We start from the raw sequence: 15,097 nt of genomic DNA on the forward strand, positions 1-15,097 counted from the left end.
TCGGTGCAATTCGGAGAGTACCCGTGCTGATCCATCCACATGTCAACGCCCACACCGAGAATCCGATCGACGATATCGGCGGGCATATCTGCCTCGGCTGCCTTCACAATCTCGACGTCGCCGAGCTGTTGGGCCGCAGTCCGGTGAAGACGACCCTCAACCTCGTCGGTCCCCTCATTCGCGGACGTTCAGTCCTCATCACGGGTGCTGGAGGCACCATCGGCGCAGAACTCGCTCGCCAGGTGAGCGCCTACGCGCCCGCGCGCGTGTGCTTCCTCGACCGCGACGAGTCGGCGCTGCACGCCACCGAGCTGTCCATCGCCCATTCGGGCCTGCTCACCTCGGAACCCTATGTGCTGTGCGATATTCGCGACCGCGAGGCGCTAGCCGACATCTTCACCCGCTATCGCCCCGATATTGTCTTCCATGCGGCGGCCCTAAAACACGTGCCGATGCTCGAGCGATTCCCCGAGGAGGGATGGAAGACCAACGTTGTGGGCACCGCTCACGTCCTCGGTGAGGCGCTGCGCATGGGCGTGACGACATTCGTCAACATCTCCACGGATAAGGCCGCCGATCCCTCGACGGTGCTCGGCCAAACGAAGCGCCTGGGCGAGATGTTGACCGCGCACGCTGCCGAAGAGGGGACGGGCCGCTACGTGTCCGTGCGTTTCGGCAACGTCTTGGGTTCGCGCGGGTCGGTCCTCGAGACGTTCGCCTATCAAATCGCTCACCGCCTGCCCGTGACCGTGACCGACCCCGAGGTGACCCGGTTCTTTATGACGATTAACGAGGCGTGTCGCTTAGTCCTCGAGGCGGCGACCATCGGACACGACGGGCACGCATTGGTGCTCGAGATGGGCGAGGCCGTGCGGATCGCCGATATCGCCACCCGCCTCATCGACCGCGCCGGCTCGTCCTCGCCCATCGTCTACACGGGGCTGCGCCCGGGCGAAAAGATGAGGGAAGTGCTGTTTTCTCAGGCAGAGAATCCCCGTCCGACACAACATCCGGCGATCCGTGCCGTCGCGGTACCGCCGATTGATCCGCGCGACATAGCACCCAGCTATGCGCACATGCCGATGATGAAGGAGCGAACGTCGTGCGCACATATGTGATGACAGCACTGCGCAGTGCCATGGGGCGGTGTCGCTCGGCGCTGCGCACAGCCGAAATTTTCGACATGGTGGGGGAGACGAAAAACGGCGTCGATGAGGCACTATCCCGATTGCGAGCCCTCGATGAGCGTCTCACTCGCGTGGAAGCCACGGCGGACCTGACCCGCCATTTCAGCGAAACGGGTCGCGAAATCGCCCAGATGATTGCCCGGCGCAAGATCCCCCGTTCCCGAGCGCGGGTCCTGTTCCTCATTCACCACCGCGATGCGCTCTACTCTCAGGTGCCGGTCATCGAGGCCATGCGCGATGATCCCGATTTTGACGTCATCGTCGCGAGCATCGACCATTGCTACCCCTCGGATGCCGAGGCTCGCTACGCCGGCGAGGCCGAGGTGCATCAGGCACTCACCCATTTCGGGATCGATCACCTGCGTTTCGCCTCGCAGTCGCGGTGGGACGACCTGATGTGGATACGGACCCTCGATCCCGACATCATTTTCCGCCAGTCGCAGTGGGAACCCGATATCGAGGCTCCCTTTAGGACATTCGAGGTGCGCTCGGCCCGCCTCGCCCTCATTCCTTACGAGATGGCCAATCTCGTTGATAATCCGCGCGAGCCGGGCGCCGCACATTCGGCGGTTGACAATTACTTCCACAAGAACGCCTGGGCCGTCTTTTGTGTGAGTGAGGAGTGGCGCGATACGTGGGCGGCGGCGGAGGCTCCGGCGACCGGAGCTCGTCAGTTCTACGGCACGGGCCACCCGAAAGTGCAGGCCCTGCGTGAGCGGTTGAGACAGTCGTCCACATCCGAGCGCCCCTTCACCGTCTTGTGGTCGGCCCATCACTCGATCGATGACGAATGGATCAACTTCGGGACGTACCCGGACACCGCGCCTCTCATGATCGAGCTGGCGCACGCCCATCCCGAGTGGGAGTTCATCTTTTCGGCCCACCCCGCCCTCATCGCGAAGCTGGAGGAACGCCCGCAGCTGCGAGACCTGCGCGAACGCTGGGACGAGCTACCGAATACGCGCTACTTCGCGGGCGGCGGCGACTACGCAGCCGTGTTCAACGATTCCGACGTGCTCGTGTGCGACGGGGTGTCGTGGCTCATGGAATATCAACTCACCGCTAAGCCCGTCGTCTTCATTGAGCGAGCACACCACGCGCCGTTTAACGATTTTGGCCGTGTGGTTCGCGAGGGAACCAACGTCGTCACCACGGGCAAGGAGCTGACGACGATTCTCGAGCATGTTGCCGCGGGTGGCACCGATCCGGCGGCACAGGGTCAGCAGCGCGTGCGCGAACTGCTACGGGTCGACCATGACGCCGTTGCCGAGATCGTCGCGACGATCAAGACGAAGCTTCGCGAGGAGGGGTGGCACCCGACATCGACGTCGACACCATAGAATCTCCACTCTCGCGAGACCTACCTCACAGCAGGCCGACACCGCAGGTCAGCACGGGTGAGGTTAACATCTGCGCGTCTCAAAGGCGCGTGTCGATCGCCGGCCCATTATGATGAGGCCAGACCCCCCGACTCGGAGGAGATCATGCCCACCGCCACCATCGAGGACATCGCCTGCCCCGCGGGCGAGTCAGCAGGGACGGTCTTGACGGTTCGCCATCATCTCGACTGCGTTTTCACTGCCGCAACGCACCGGATAGGCAAGAGTGTCCGCGCATCTACCCAACGGAGAGAGCATCTATGACGAACACGCTGGGAAAGATCCTTATGAAAGCTCGCGAGGCCTTCGTCGCCCGGGGCTATTCCGGCGCGTCCTTTCGCGAGATCGCCCGCGAAGCCGGTGTGACGACCGGGGCGATTTACGGCTATGTCAGTGGCAAAGACGCCCTGTTTCGGCTGGTCGTCGACGAAGAGTGGCAGCGCGTTCACACCTACTACCGCCACGTCGTCGCCGACAACGCCGAGCGCCACGAAGCCGCCATGCGCGCCCTGGCCGACCCCGAGATCGACGTCGACACCCTGACGGCGCAAACGGCGATCCTCGTCGAGGACAACGAGCGGATTCTCAAGGTCCTCATGGAACACCGCGACATCGCCCTGCTCGTGCTGACGAACTCACGCGGATCGTCGCTGGAAAACGTCGTCGACATCCTCGTCGACGACGACGTCTACTCGATCGTTCCCTTTATCGAGCGCACCGTCGGCCACCCCCTCAGTGAGGACGAAAAGAACGGCGTGCGCGTCCTCACGCGCGCCACCGTCAACCTCATGATCACGGTATTGGAGTCCTATACGACGTTCGAGGAGGCCCGCGTCTCCGTCGCGATGACGAACGCCTACTTCGTCGGCGCCCACCGTGGACTCTTCCTCCAAATGGCCCGTGAACACCCCGATTCCCCCACCCCGTGACGGTGGGGGAATCGCGTGTAGGCACGCGTGTTGACCTGACATAAAATCGCCCTCAGCGAGCTTCGGCCCCGATGCTCCACTCCATCGTCAAAAGGACTGTTACGTGGAACGCTTCCAAGGTCTCCTCGGCATCATCGTCATTCTGGGTGTCCTCATTGCCCTCTCACGCGCCCGCCGCCACATCAAGTGGCGCACGCTCGCGGTTGGCCTCATCCTTCAGGTCGTCTTCGCCCTCATCGTCCTCAAGTGGGCGCCCGGCGTCGCCGCGCTCAAGGGGATCGCATCGGCCGTCCAAAAGCTCACCGAGTACACGAACGAAGGCACCCTGTTTGTGTTCGGGTCGCTCATGCCGGCAGACTCCAAGGGTTTCGTCTTCGCCCTCAACGTCCTGCCGGTCATCATCTTCCTCGGGATGATCATTCAGGCCCTGTACTACCTGCGCGTCATCCAGTACATCGTTGACGGCGTCGGTTTTGTCCTCGGCAAGCTGCTGGGCGTGTCCAAGATCGAATCCGTGTGGGCGGCCACCGTCATCTTCCTCGGCCAATCCGAAGCCCCGCTGCTCATCAAGCCCTACCTGCCCCGGCTCACCCAGGCCCAGCTGTTCACGTGCATGACCGGCGGCTTCGCCTCGGTCGCCGGGTCGACCCTCATCGGCTATTCGCTGCTGGGCGCACCGCTGCCCTACCTGCTGGCTGCCTCGCTCATGAACGCCCCGGGCTCGATCATCGTCGCCAAGGCCTTCTTCCCCGACACCGAAGAATCCGACCTCGACGCCAACGTGCGCTCGGTGCGCGACGAAGAATCGCGCAACATCGTCGACGCCCTGTCCCACGGCGCCATGGCCGGTGGACGCATCGCGATCGCCGTGGGCTGCATGCTCATCGCCTTCATCGCCCTCATCCACATGTTCAACGGCATCATCGGTGGAGTGGGCTCGTGGTTTGGGCAGACCAACTGGTCGCTTGAGGGCCTGTTCGGCATCATCTTGTCGCCCTTCGCCTGGCTCATCGGTGTCTCGTGGGACGAGGCCCCCATGGTCGCGAACTTCATCGGTCAAAAGACCGTCCTCAACGAGTTCGTCGGCTACACGGCCCTGTCGGACGTCGTCAAGACGATCTCGCCGAAGGGCCTGCTCATCTCCACCTTCGCGCTGGCAGGCTTCGCGAACTTCGGCTCGATCGCCATTCAGATCGGGACGTTCTCGGCGCTCATCCCCGAACGCCGCAGCGAAGTTGCCCGACTCGCCCCGCTTGCCCTGTTCACTGGCTTCTGCGTGAACATGCTCAACGCGGCGATCGTCGGCGTCGTCGCCTCCTGACTTTCTCGTGACCACTGTGGGTGGTGGCGTGACTGGAAAGCACGTCACCACCCACAGCCGTATGTGCGACTACCCGCGCGGGGGAGAGACCGCGAGACGCCCACTATGTGGGACGCGCTCGCGGCCCCCGCGCGGGTCAACTACATCTAGTAGTGACATAGCAGACACTTCCGACGGGCAGACCCGTTGGCGCACGCAGATGGGGGTGACATGACGACCGTGGTCCTCTTCCCTGCTTCGCTGGCGTCGGGGACGCGTCGCCAGATGTTGCGCCACGCGTGACCGCGGCAGCACCGATGCTGCCAGGAACGCACCCACGCGAATACCGTGCCCGGTCGTATTCGCGCTTCCCTACCCCACACTTTGACGAAAAGGACTCTGTCATGTCACGCGTACGCACCACCCACGTCGGCTCTTTGCCGCGCACCCCCGAACTGCTCGCCGCCAACGAGAAGTGTCACGACGACGCCATCTCACAAGCCGAATTCGATGCTGTGCTCACCGCCGCCGCCGACGACGTCGTTGCCCGCCAAGCGAGCATCGGCCTCGACATCGTCAACGAGGGCGAATACGGCCACATCACCTCGGGCAAAGTCGATTACGGCGCCTGGTGGAACTACTCGTTTACCCGACTCGGTGGCCTCGAGCTGACCGACGCCGACCGGTGGGACGATGACGAGAACGTCGAATCCACCCCCGGCAACATCCGGTTGACCTCGTTCCAGCACCGCCGCGACTGGTCGCGATTCCGCGACGCCTACACCGATCCGACCTCGGGGATCTTGACCCACCGCGCGCGTGTGAAGAACCCCAAGATCGTCGCCCCCCTGACCTACATCGGGCACGACGCCGTCGCCAAGGATGTGGAACTGCTCCTGCACGGTCTCAACAAGGCGGGAAAACCGGCGTCTGACGGCTTTGTTGCCGCGCTGTCGCCGGGATCGTGCGCGCGCATCGCCAACGAGTACTACGCCAGTGACGAAGAGGTCGTGTGGGCGTGCGCCGACGCGCTGCGTGAGGAATACACGGCCATCACCGACGCGGGGCTGACCGTCCAGATCGATGATCCGTCCGTGGCCGAGGCATGGGACCAGATCCAACCCGAGCCCAGCGTCGAGGATTACCGTGACTTCATCCAGGTGCGCATCGACGCCCTCAACCACGCTCTGGCGGGAATCCCGCGCGAGCAGGTGCGGTTCCACATCTGCTGGGGATCGTGGCATGGTCCCCACACCACCGACATCGGACTCGAGCACATCATCGATAAGGTGCTCCAGGTTGAGGCCGGCGCCTTCACGTTCGAGGCAGCCAACGCCCGCCACGCTCACGAGTGGACCGTATGGAACGACGTCGATCTGCCCGACGACATCGTGCTCATCCCCGGCGCGGTCTCGCACTCGACCAACGTCGTCGAGCACCCCGAATTGGTCGCTCAGCGGCTGCGTCACTTCACCGATCTGGTCGGAAAGGACCGGGTCATCGCCTCGACCGACTGCGGCCTGGGCGGACGCATCCACGCCGATATCGCGTGGGCGAAGCTCGAAACGCTCGTCGAGGGCGCCTCCCGCGTCTGATCGCCTGCCTCGCCCCTCCCGGCCGGCACATATGTCAATTTGATGATTGCCTCGTGTGCCGGTCGGGAGTACCATCGTCGTGTTTAGCGGTCGCGGGATGAAGGACAGAGGCAATGAGGCACGACGAACTATCCTCGATCATCGATCACACCCTGCTCGCTCCCGAGGCGACGACGGCCGACATCACCGCGCTCGTCGCCGAAGCGGCGCGCTTGCGCACCTATTCCGTGTGCGTGTCACCCTCGCACCTGCCACTCTCGGTTCCCGACCACGTGAAGGTCGCGGCCGTGTGCGGTTTCCCCTCCGGTACACACACAGCGACGGTGAAAGCGACCGAAGCCCGCGCCATTGCCGCGGCCGGAGCCGACGAGATCGACATGGTCATCAACCTGGGAGCGCTGCGCGGGGGCGACATTGACGCCGTTCGCGACGAGATCGCGCTCGTGCGCCAGGCCGCAACGAACGTCGTCCTCAAGGTCATCATCGAATCCGCCGTATTGAGCGACCCCGAGATCGTTTCCGCCTGTCGCGCCGCCGAGGACGGCGGGGCCGACTTCGTCAAGACGTCAACCGGCTTCCACCCGGCCGGTGGCGCCAGCACCCACGCGGTTGAACTCATGCGCAAGACAGTGGGAGATCGCCTGGGAGTCAAAGCCTCCGGCGGAATCCGCACGCTAGCCGACGCCAGGGCGATGATCGAGGCCGGAGCAAGCCGACTCGGCTGCTCGGCAAGCGCTCAGATTCTCGCCGAACTCGATTGCTGACATGGCTTTTCGCGACCTCCTCCACCGCGCCGAAGCGTGGGTGAGCGCCGACCCCGAGCCCGCCACGCGCAACGAACTCGCCCACCTCATCAACAAGGCCCGTCAAGGCGGGCCACGCTCGGCAGCCGGCATCGACCTCGCCTCACGCTTTCGCGGATCATTGACGTTTGGAACCGCCGGGTTGCGCGGGCGCCTGGGGGCGGGAGAAACCCGCATGAACCGAGCCGTCGTCATTCGCACGACGGCGGGCCTCATGGCGTGGCTCACCGACCAGGTCGATGCACCGCGCGTCGTCATCGGCTGCGACGCCCGCCACGGCTCGGCGGCCTTCGCCCGCGATGTAGCCCGAGTCGTCAGCGCGGCGGGAGGCCGCGCCCTCGTCCTCCCGCCGGGCCAGCCGACCCCGCTGACGGCGTTCGCCGTACGCGCCTACAACGCGGATGCGGGCGTGATGATTACGGCCTCGCACAACCCCGCCACCGACAACGGCTACAAGGTATACACGGGAGGACGCATTAGCGAGGCCGCGGGCGTCCAGATCATTCCCCCCGCCGACGCCGAGATTAGCGCCCATATCGAGCGCGTCGGCGCAGCCACGACCGTTCCCACCGGTGACGACGCCATCGAGCACATCGATCCCCGTCTCGACTACATCAATCGCATCGTCAGCCTCGCTCGTCCCGGCGACATTCGCATCGTGCTGACCCCCATGCACGGCGTCGGGCGCTGCCTCGCCCACGCGGGATTGACGCGAGCCGGATTCACCGACCTCCACATCGTCGCCGCCCAGGCCGATTCCGACCCCAACTTCCCCACCGTTGCCTTCCCCAACCCCGAGGAAGACGGCGCCCTCGACCTCGCGCGCGAATACGCCCGCCGTATCGACGCCGACCTCGTTATCGCGCTCGACCCCGACGCCGATCGCTGCGCAGTGTGCGTGCCCGAGGGCACCACGTGGCGCCAACTCAGCGGCGACGAAGTCGGCATGATCCTCGCCGACGACGTGGCGCGCCGCGCGGTGGCCGATAAACGCACGGGAACCATCGCAACCTCCGTCGTCTCCACGCGCGCCATTGCCTCCATCGCCGCGTTCTACGGCCTGAAATCAGCAACGACGCTGACCGGCTTCAAATGGATCGCCCGCGTTCCCGACCTCATCTTCGGCTGCGAGGAAGCCATCGGCTACTGCCCCGATCCCGATGCCGTTGCCGACAAGGACGGGATTGCCACCGCGATCCTCGTCTGCTCGATTGCCGCGCAATGTCGCGCTCGCGGACGCACGCTGCTTGACCTGCTCGACGACATCGCGGAGCGGATCGGCCCCTCGCGAACGCGCGCCCTCACAGTCAGACTCGACGATCCGGCCCAGGGGGCCGCGATCATGGCGAGTTTGCGCGCGAATCCGCCTCGGCTGCTCGCCGGGGAGAAGGTCGCCGAGGTCGTTGACCTCGCCTCTGGCTGGAGAGGATTGCCGCCGACCGACGCGGTCATGGTGACAACCGAGGCCGACTCGCGCCTCGTCGTGCGCCCCTCCGGTACCGAGCCGAAGATCAAGTGCTACCTCGAGGCGAGTGCGCCGGTGGGTACCCCTCGATCACGCTGGGGCGAGGTCGAGGAGCGCCTCCAGCGATTGAGCGCAGACGTCACCGCGCTGGTGGACCTGGCCTAGCTAAGGGGCACGGCGGTCACGAAGCTACTGCGCGAGATGTGCGGCCGTGCGCTCGTCGGTGACCAGGTGGGTGGCGATCCCGCGCGACAGCGCGACGCGCAGGGCGTTGACCTTCGTGGGTCCGCCGGCCACGAGCAGGCGGGTCGGACAGCGGGTCAGGTCCTCAATGGTGATTCCGATCGTGCGTTCGTCAATCGAAGGCACGGCGATCTCGCCATCCTTGGTGAAGAACCGCGAGCACACGTCGCCGACGGCCCGGCTGCGCAGCTCGGTCAACTCGTCTTCTGATAGGTAGCCGAGGTTGAGCGGCAAAGAGCCGCGCGAGACATCGCCGACGGTAAAGACGGCGATGTCACAGCTGCGTCCGGCCTCGAGGACAGAGGCGATGTGGCGGTCCTCCTCGACGACCTGTTTGGTCTGAACGTTGTCGAAGATGATCGGCAGCGGCAGCGGCAGCGTCGACGCGCCAAAGGCGGCGGCAAAGAGACGCATCGTCTCCCAGTCGTGCGTCGAGCGCTGCGAGTGCGAGTGGCCGCCCTTGAGTTGGACGATCTGGACGTCGCGCACGGAATACTCGGTGAGTTCGCGGGCGAGGGCATACATGGTGTCGCCCCACGAGATCCCGATCGAGTCTCCATCGTGGACGAGGCTCGTGAGGAGACCGGCCCCCACGGTGCCGAGTTCGCGCAGAACGTCCCCGCGCGCCTCGCGTGGAGCGTGCGCGACGCGCACGTCGTCGAGGTGATAGCGGGCGCGGATGATATGGGCCAACTCGGAGCGAGCTTCGCGCGGGTCATTGATCTGAATCGATACGTAGCCGCGGCGTTTGCCATAGCTGATGAGTTTCGACGCCGTGGGCCGCGAAACCCCGAGTTCGCGGGCGACGTCGGCCTGGCTCAAGCCCTTGTCGAAATACAGTTTGACCGCGTCGAGAGCTTGTTCATCACGCCTGTCCATACCCACCTCCCTGGCATGCCCGGGCTAACTATATCCATGACGACGTGGGCGCGTCGGAGTGCCCATCACCGCGATAAACCTTTGTTCGCGCCACGCTTGACAAAGGTTCACCTTCTGGCGCACGCTTAACTGATCGCGCAGACGATCGAAGGAGATTCTATGACTGAGGTTGCGCAGACTCCCCATATTCGTCCCACCGCGCCAATCGCCTCGACGGTATTGCTGCCAGGCGACCCGCTGCGCGCCCAGTTCATTGCGCACACCTACCTCGACGACGTGCAACAGTTCAACGCCGTGCGCAACATGGTCGGCTTTACGGGGACGTATCGAGGCCGCGAGATCTCGGTCATGGGCTCGGGGATGGGAATCCCGTCCATCAGTCTGTACGCGTGGGAATTGATCCACGTCTTCGGGGCTAAGCGGCTGATCCGCATCGGCTCGTGCGGTGCCATGCAGCCAGACCTCGACCTCTACGACATCGTCATCGCCCAGTCGGCCTCGACGGACTCGCACTTCCTTCACCACTACAACCTGCCCGGCACCTACGCGCCGACGGGATCGTACCGACTGCTGCGGGCCTTCGATCACGCGGCGAGTGAGCGTCACATCGACGTCCACGTGGGCAACATCTTGTCCACCGACGTCTTCTACAACGCCGCTGACGACGTGAACGAGCGGTGGGCAGCCATGGGCGTCCTCGCCGTCGAAATGGAGTCGGCTGGCCTGTACGCGGTGGCCGCCGAGGCCGGAATCGAGGCTCTGGGCGTCTTCACGGTCTCGGACAATCTCGTCACCGGCGCGAAGACGACGGCCCACGAACGCGAGCAGGCGTTCACCCAGATGGCAGAACTGGCCCTGAGCGTGGCCGGAAAGGACGAGCTGGCATGAACCGCATAGGCACCGACAAGGCGCTGGACCCGCGCCGGGCCGTTCCGATTATTCTCGGGATTTTCCTGTTTAGCCTCATCATCGACAACGGCTTTAAGTTCATGACGAAGGCGATCCAGGACGACCTGGCCCTGAGCGCGGCGCAGGCGTCGCTACAGGCCACCCTGGCGGGCCTCGTCATTGGCATCGGCGCGGTCGTCTACGCTGCCCTTGCCGACTCGGTGTCGATGAAAAAACTGCTGTACCTGTGCGTCATCCTCATCGCCGTCGGCGGAGTCATCGGATTCGCCTTTTCTGGCTCCTACGCCATGGTCGTCATCGCCCGCCTCATCCAAACGACGGGTTTGGCAGCGGGAGAGACGCTGTACGTCATCTACGTGACGAAGTATCTTCCCGCGGCGCAACAAAAGACCTATCTGGGGTTCTCGACGGCCGCATTCCAGGCGTCGACGCTGTTCGGTGCCGTCGCATCCGGCTTCGTCGCCACCTATGTCTCGTGGGCGGCGATGTTCGTCATCCCCGTCATCATGGTTCTCTCGATCCCCATCGTGAAGCGCACCGTGCCGCCCACCGAGGCCGTCTCGACGCGCTTCGATGCGCTGGGACTGTTCATCATCGCTGTGACGGTCACCGGGGTGCTGCTGTTCCTCCAGGCGTTTAATCCCCTTTACCTGATCGTCGTCGCGGTGGGAATCGTTGCTTTTGTGTGGCACATCTGCCGCCACGATGGGGCCCTGGTGCGCCCGGAGTTCTTCCGAAACAAGCGGTTTAGTTGCATTATCGCGCTCGTCTTCATCGTCTATTCCGTTCAGCTGGGCTACATCATCCTCGTCCCCTACATCGGCGACAAGGTCTACCACCTCAGCACCGACGAGGCGTCGCTGCTGCTGGCGCCCGGATACGCGTGCGCCATCGTCGTCGGGTGCGCTTCGGGCTGGGTGGGGCGTCACCTGTCCTCGCGCCTGACGATCATCATCGCGCTCTTTGGCATCGTTGCTGCCCTGGCGATCGCCGCGGTGGGAATCGAGGTGGGTCGCGCAGTCCTCATGCTGTCGATCGTCTTCTTCCCCAGCTCCTTCGCCTCTTCTACGCCCCGCTGTTGGCAACCGCCATCCGCGATATCCCCAGGGAGCAAACGGGGATCGCCATCGGCTTCTACAACCTCACGATTAACGTCGCCGTGCCCGTCGGCATCGCCTACACGGCAAAGCTCATCGACGTGGCGCCGCGCTCGCTGGGGTGGCTGAGCCTGTCGACCACGCCGGACGCCCAGGTCATGTCGACGATCCTGTGGATCCTCGCCGCCGTCGCCCTCGTCGGCACGCTCGGCTACATGGCGGTGGACCGGATGCTGTGGCAGGCGCAGGCCACCACTCGCCACTGACGAGTCTGCCTCGGGTGGTCGGCGATTCCGCTAGTGGCGCAGATCCTTGCCCTTGGTCTCGGGCAGGGTGAGGATCGTCGCGGCTGAGATGACGAGGAGAACGATCGAATAGATCGCGAACCGCAGGGGATTGCCCATCCACGTCATGATGTAGGCCGCCGTGCCGCCAAACAGGGCGATAGCCAACGCGTAGGGGATCCCGAAGCCCGAGGCGCGCTGCTCGGTCGGGAACATCTCGGCATAGGTAGCCGGCGCGTGAGAGAGGAATCCCGACAGCAGCGCCAACTGGATGGCGATCGCCACGATGAGGACCCCCGGTGAATGGGAGGACTCGATCCACTTGACCAGCGGGATATAGAGGATCGCGGGTCCGAGCAGGGCGATGATCATCGTCGGTCGCCGGCCGACGCAGTCGGAGAGCGCGCCCCAGATCGGCAACATGATGATGAAGACGACGTTGCCGATGATCGTGGCTCGGAAGGCGTCGGCGGCCGAATACCCGAACGACGACTGCGCGAGCGAGGGCATCGTCACGCTCCACACGTAGTAGCCGACGGTCAGCCCGCACGTCATGCCGATGACCTGGAGAGCAACCTTCCAGTTGCGAGCCACCTCGACGAAGACGTTGTCACGCATTGCGGGATCCGACTTCTGGGCGGCCTCGAAGATCTCGGACTCGTCCATACGCAGGCGCATCCACAGCGCAAAGAGTCCCAGGACGGCGCCCACGGCAAAGGGAAGGCGCCAGCCCCACGCCGTCATCTGCGCCTCGGTGAGCGTCGTTTCCAACACGAGGCCCATGACCATGCCGAGCAAGATGCCGAGCGTGCCCGTCACGTAAATCGACGACGCCCACAACCCGCGTTTCTCGCGCGGGGCGTGCTCAGCCAGGTAGGTCTGGGCCGAAGGTAATTCGCCGCCGTGGGCGAGTCCCTGGATCAGGCGGGCGAGAACGAGCACCGCCGAGGCGACCCAACCGACCTGGGCATATGTCGGCGTGCACGCGATGAGGAGCGAACCAACCGACGCACAGATGACGGCGACCATGAGCGAGTGGCGCCGGCCGATCCGGTCGGCCAACCACCCGAAGACGAAGCCCCCGAACGGGCGAGCGACGAAGCCCACGGCAAAGACCGCCAGGGTATTGAGCAGCGCCGAGGCCCCGTCGGACTTATCGAAGAGCTGAGTGGAGAAATAAATGGCAAAGGTCGCGTAAACGTTCCAGTCATACCATTCGAGGGCGTTGCCCACGCCGGTGCCGGCAATCGTCGTGAACGGGGACTGGCGGTGAGTGGTAGTGGCGGACATGGGACCTCCTCGAGGTGGGGTCGGCTACGTCAGTCGGGCATAGGCCAGCGAGGCCAAGATCGTCGAACAATCGGCGACGACGTCGTCACTAAACGTCGCCTTCGCCGAATGGTTGAAGGGCCGGTCGGCGGCCTCGGCACCTTCGGGTACGGCCGAAACCCCGATGAAGCACCCGGGGATGCGCTCGAGAACCTTCGAGAAGTCCTCGGCAGCGGCCATCGGTTCATCCTGGGTGGCCCAGCGCCCCGGTAGCACCTCGTCGATGGTGTCGCGGCAAAAGGCGAACTCGTCCGCGTCATTCATCGTCACGGGATACAGCGGGGTGTGCTCGCAGTGGGCGCTCATCCCGTGCGACTCGGCGATGCTCGTCGCCAACTCCATGAGGCGGCGAACGACCCGGGTGCGCGTGTGGGGAGAAAACGCCCGCAGCGTGTATTCGCAATAGGCCTCGTCGGGGATGACGTTCGCGGCCGAACCGGCGTGAACCTGCCCGCACGTGACGACGACGGGATCGAAGATCGAGAACTCGCGCGCGACGGCAACCTGGGCCTGCTGAATGAGGTTCGCGGCGACGGGGATGGGATCCAGCGCCTCGTGAGGCGCCGAGCCGTGGCCCCCACGCCCGATAATCGTGATCCCGACGGTGTCCGAGGACGCCATCATGGGACCCGGTCGGGTGCCGATGAAACCGGCCGGATACCGCCCGGCCCACACGTGCAAGCCGTAGGCGTGGTCGGGCAGGCGCCCGGCGGCCTCGAGCAGCCCCTCGTCGATGAGGTGTTGGGCACCGTCGTGCCCCTCCTCGCCGGGCTGGAACATGAAAATGACGTCGCCGCCCAGCTCCTCGGCCCGCGCCGACAACATACGCATGGCTCCGACCAGGCCGGCCATATGGAGATCGTGTCCGCACCCGTGCATCGCCCCGTTGGTCGACGCCCACTCCAGCCCCGTGTTTTCGCTTACCGGCAGCGCATCCATGTCGGCGCGCAGCAGGACGAGCGGGCGCGGCTCGCCCGGAGCCGTTTCTTTGCCTCCGCGCAAGATCGCCATGTACCCGGTGACGCGCGTGGCCTCGTGCATCTCGAGCCCCAGAGCGCGAATCTCGGCGGCAATGGCGTCGCCGGTGCGGGGAAGATCGAGGCCAACCTCGGGGATCTGGTGGTGCAGTCGGTGACGCAGGTCGACGAGGTCATCGGCGAGTGCGCGGGCGTCCTCAGCAATGCTCACGGTCATGACGGCAACCTTTCATCTGCTTGGCGTAAAGGTATCACCATGCATCGTTATGTGCGCGGGGTGCTTACCTGCTGACGCCGCCTAGGACCGGCTCTCGCCACGGACTCATGGGAGGATGGGGGCATGACGCGTCTGGTTTTTCTTGACGTCGATGGGACCCTCATCGACCACTCGCAACGGGTACCGGCCTCAGCTCAAGAGGCGGTGCGCGCCGCAGTCGACGCCGGACACGTGCTCATGCTGTGCACCGGACGCGCCATCCCCGAGATCTACCCCGACATCTGGGATCTCGGATTCACCGGCATCGTCGCCTCGAACGGGGCATACGTGCGACTCGGCGCCGACGTGCTGACCGACGTGCGCCTCGATGCGGCCCAGGTAGCGGAAGTTAGCGGCGTTCTCGACGACCTGGGAGCCCACTACGTGTGGCAGTCTCCCGACGCCATGCACCCATCCGCCGGTTTCGCCCAGGCGTTCACCGAGCTGGCTGCGCTCACGGGCGGA

General features: G+C 64.8%; 13 protein-coding genes and 1 pseudogene. 11 read left to right on the forward strand and 3 right to left on the reverse strand.

The features are described from left to right. Positions 1-23 precede the first annotated feature (23 nt). The 7 genes from H8R18_RS00100 (at position 24) to H8R18_RS00130 (ending at position 8,823) form a co-directional block, all read left to right on the forward strand. A complete protein-coding gene (locus H8R18_RS00100) occupies positions 24-1,118 on the forward strand; it encodes a polysaccharide biosynthesis protein (RefSeq protein ID WP_227712815.1) in 1,095 nt (364 codons plus the stop codon). After that, complete coding sequence (locus H8R18_RS00105) at positions 1,103-2,527, forward strand: hypothetical protein (protein WP_191071683.1); 1,425 nt, start codon at positions 1,103-1,105, stop codon at positions 2,525-2,527. The genes H8R18_RS00100 and H8R18_RS00105 overlap by 16 nt, the downstream gene beginning before the upstream one ends. A gap of 299 nt (positions 2,528-2,826) precedes the next feature. Beyond that, positions 2,827-3,495, forward strand: a complete 669-nt coding sequence (locus H8R18_RS00110; protein ID WP_191071684.1) for a TetR/AcrR family transcriptional regulator — start codon at positions 2,827-2,829, stop codon at positions 3,493-3,495. Positions 3,496-3,598: 103 nt separating this feature from the next. Continuing rightward, positions 3,599-4,816, forward strand: a complete 1,218-nt coding sequence (locus H8R18_RS00115; protein WP_191071685.1) for a NupC/NupG family nucleoside CNT transporter — start codon at positions 3,599-3,601, stop codon at positions 4,814-4,816. Between the two features lie 383 nt (positions 4,817-5,199). Next, positions 5,200-6,390 carry a cobalamin-independent methionine synthase II family protein gene (locus H8R18_RS00120; RefSeq protein ID WP_191071686.1) on the forward strand — a complete coding sequence of 397 codons (1,191 nt, stop codon included), beginning with the start codon at positions 5,200-5,202 and terminating at the stop codon, positions 6,388-6,390. Positions 6,391-6,503: 113 nt separating this feature from the next. Further along, the gene (gene deoC, locus H8R18_RS00125) at positions 6,504-7,154 is read left to right on the forward strand and encodes a deoxyribose-phosphate aldolase (RefSeq protein WP_191071687.1); all 651 of its coding nucleotides are present in this window, start codon (positions 6,504-6,506) and stop codon (positions 7,152-7,154) included. A gap of 1 nt (position 7,155) precedes the next feature. Continuing rightward, positions 7,156-8,823 carry a phospho-sugar mutase gene (locus H8R18_RS00130; RefSeq protein ID WP_191071688.1) on the forward strand — a complete coding sequence of 556 codons (1,668 nt, stop codon included), beginning with the start codon at positions 7,156-7,158 and terminating at the stop codon, positions 8,821-8,823. Between the two features lie 24 nt (positions 8,824-8,847). Here H8R18_RS00130 and H8R18_RS00135 read toward each other — a convergent pair whose 3' ends face one another. Continuing rightward, positions 8,848-9,780, reverse strand: coding sequence for a sugar-binding transcriptional regulator (locus H8R18_RS00135; RefSeq protein WP_191071689.1), 933 nt, complete (start codon positions 9,778-9,780; stop codon positions 8,848-8,850). A gap of 159 nt (positions 9,781-9,939) precedes the next feature. On the opposite strand from H8R18_RS00135, the gene deoD reads away from it, so the two are divergent. The 3 genes from deoD to H8R18_RS08950 are packed head-to-tail and all read left to right on the forward strand — an operon-like array spanning position 9,940 to position 12,052. Beyond that, entirely contained in the window at positions 9,940-10,668 is a 729-nt protein-coding gene (deoD, locus tag H8R18_RS00140; RefSeq protein WP_191071690.1) for a purine-nucleoside phosphorylase, read from the forward strand. Beyond that, complete coding sequence (locus H8R18_RS00145; RefSeq protein WP_227712816.1) at positions 10,665-11,915, forward strand: MFS transporter; 1,251 nt, start codon at positions 10,665-10,667, stop codon at positions 11,913-11,915. Before deoD ends, H8R18_RS00145 begins: the two co-directional genes overlap by 4 nt. Then, the gene (locus tag H8R18_RS08950) at positions 11,888-12,052 is read left to right on the forward strand and encodes a hypothetical protein (protein WP_227712817.1); all 165 of its coding nucleotides are present in this window, start codon (positions 11,888-11,890) and stop codon (positions 12,050-12,052) included. The genes H8R18_RS00145 and H8R18_RS08950 overlap by 28 nt, the downstream gene beginning before the upstream one ends. Before the next feature lie 30 nt (positions 12,053-12,082). On the opposite strand, the gene H8R18_RS00150 is transcribed toward H8R18_RS08950, so the two are convergent. Together H8R18_RS00150 and H8R18_RS00155 are read right to left on the reverse strand one after the other, a co-directional pair. Next, a complete protein-coding gene (locus tag H8R18_RS00150) occupies positions 12,083-13,360 on the reverse strand; it encodes an MFS transporter (RefSeq protein WP_191071692.1) in 1,278 nt (425 codons plus the stop codon). Positions 13,361-13,384: 24 nt separating this feature from the next. Further along, a complete protein-coding gene (locus H8R18_RS00155; RefSeq protein WP_194189282.1) occupies positions 13,385-14,593 on the reverse strand; it encodes a M20 metallopeptidase family protein in 1,209 nt (402 codons plus the stop codon). Between the two features lie 123 nt (positions 14,594-14,716). Here H8R18_RS00155 and H8R18_RS09805 point away from each other — a divergent pair. After that, positions 14,717-15,025: pseudogene (locus tag H8R18_RS09805) on the forward strand (HAD family hydrolase); the annotation flags it as partial. Positions 15,026-15,097 lie beyond the last annotated feature (72 nt).

This window comes from Nanchangia anserum (assembly GCF_015240065.1).
In the GTDB taxonomy this organism is placed as follows: domain Bacteria; phylum Actinomycetota; class Actinomycetes; order Actinomycetales; family Actinomycetaceae; genus Nanchangia; species Nanchangia anserum.